This window comes from Leucobacter sp. M11 (assembly GCF_035726885.1).
Lineage (GTDB): Bacteria > Actinomycetota > Actinomycetes > Actinomycetales > Microbacteriaceae > JAPFRB01.
On the sequence record NZ_JAPFRB010000004.1, the window covers coordinates 505246 to 506415 of the forward strand.

2 protein-coding genes are annotated in these 1170 nt (G+C 73.6%); both read left to right on the forward strand.

Features of this window, described 5'->3' with window-relative positions; genetic code table 11:
• The coding region (locus OOT08_RS14575; RefSeq protein WP_442916260.1) for a hypothetical protein at positions 1-234 on the forward strand (234 nt) is incomplete at its 5' end.
• 60 nt (positions 235-294) lie between these two features.
• A complete protein-coding gene (gene dapB / locus OOT08_RS14580) occupies positions 295-1068 on the forward strand; it encodes a 4-hydroxy-tetrahydrodipicolinate reductase (RefSeq protein WP_325093512.1) in 774 nt (257 codons plus the stop codon).
• The last annotated feature ends 102 nt before the right edge of the window (positions 1069-1170 follow it).

Here is a 1170-nt window from a genome sequence, read left to right on the forward strand (position 1 = left end):
TCCCTGCCGAAGCAGCAGGGCTGGTTCGGCGATCTCCCCCGGGACGGGGAGGTGTTCACCTTCCAGGGCTCCTCGCTGCGCGACCTGCGCGGGGTGTTCGCGCTCGCCCAGCGCGGGCTCCTGCAGAGCCCCATCGAAACCTTTGCCTTCGAGCGGATCGAGGAGGCCTACGCGCGGCTCGTCGAGGGATCCCTCTCGGGTCGCGCGGTCGTCACGATGCCCGGGCGGGGCTGAGTCGGCCCGGCCGCGGCCAACCGCCAGTTCCGGCGCTGCCGAGCACGGTACCCTCGTCCTATGACGATTTCTGTTGCCGTGTTTGGGGCCTCCGGGCGCCTCGGAAGCCTGATCTGTGCCCTCATCGAAGCCGAGCCCGGCCTCGTCCTGCACGCCGCGCTGCGCTCCACGAGCGACCCGGCCGAGGCCGAGGGCGCCGAGGTCGTGGTTGACGTGAGCACTCCGGACGCCTCCGCGGACATCGTGGCCCGGGCCGTTGGCCTCGGCCAGCGCGTGATCGTCGGCACGAGCGGCTGGTCCGCGGCCCGCCTCGATGAGCTGCGCACCCTGGTCGAGGCCCACCCCGGCTCCGGGGTGCTCGTCGTCCCCAACTTCTCGCTCGGCTCCGTGCTGGGCACCGTGCTCGCCCGGATCGCGGGCCGCTTCTCCGATTCCATCGAGATCATCGAGGCCCACCACCCGCACAAGGTGGACTCGCCCTCCGGCACCGCCGTGCGCACCGCGGAGCTGATCGCCGCCGACCGCGCGGGACGCCCCGTGACCGCCCCCGCGGCGGAGCAGCCCGCTCGCGGGCAGCTCGTCGCGGGTATCCCCGTGCACAGCCTGCGCCTGGCCGGGGTCGTCGCCAAGCAGGAGGTGCGCCTGGGTGGCCCCGGCGAGGTGCTCACGATCACGCACGACACCCACTCCCAGGATGCCTACCGGGGCGGGGTGCTCCGCGCCCTGGCCGCGGCCCCCGGCCTCACCGGCCTCACGGTCGGCCTGGACACGCTCCTCGGCCTGGACGCCCTCGCTGCCGCGCTGGACGAGGCCCCCGCGGGCGGCACCATATGAGCGCCAAGGCACGGTCGCTGACCGGCGTCGGCATCATGACCGTCCTGCTGGTGCTCTACTTCTTCCTCGCGGGATCGCGCGCGCTCGCCCTGTTCGGCACGG

What these genes read in the sequence shown, in the direction of transcription:
- dapB (WP_325093512.1), top strand. Translation starts at nt 295, where the DNA reads ATGACGATTTCTGTTGCCGTGTTTGGGGCCTCCGGGCGCCTCGGAAGC.